The 464-nt window shown below is 36.6% G+C and carries 1 protein-coding gene; it reads left to right on the forward strand.

Annotated elements, in window-relative coordinates:
* A partial coding sequence (locus KH893_RS12040) for an HAD-IC family P-type ATPase (protein ID WP_281166311.1) occupies positions 1–464 on the forward strand: 464 nt, incomplete at both ends.

The following is a 464-nucleotide window of genomic DNA, read 5'->3' on the forward strand; positions in this document are numbered from 1 at the left end:
TGTTTTATATTGCTCTATTTGTTGGTTTGGTTACCTTTGTAGTTTGGTATGCAATAACAAAAGATTTCAGTACCTCAATTGAACGTTTGGTAACTGTACTTGTAATTGCTTGTCCGCATGCTTTGGGTTTGGCGATACCGTTGGTAATTGCTCGTTCAACTTCAATTGGCGCTCAAAACGGTTTACTGGTTCGTAATCGTCAGGCAATTGAAAATGCACCAAAAATTAATGTTTTAGCGATTGATAAAACCGGAACATTAACTAAGGGTAATTTCACCGTTAAAGATTATACAAATGATCAAATATTAGCTTTAGCTGCCAGTTTGGAACAAAATTCTGATCATCCGCTGGCTAAAAGTATTGTTTCCTTTGCCACTCAAAAAAATTTGAAACTTAAAAGAGCCGATCAGGTTAAAAATATTGCTGGCTCGGGTATACAAGGCAGTATCGATGGGAAACAGTAC

This window comes from Liquorilactobacillus sicerae, assembly GCF_029916425.1.
Classification (GTDB): domain Bacteria; phylum Bacillota; class Bacilli; order Lactobacillales; family Lactobacillaceae; genus Liquorilactobacillus; species Liquorilactobacillus sicerae.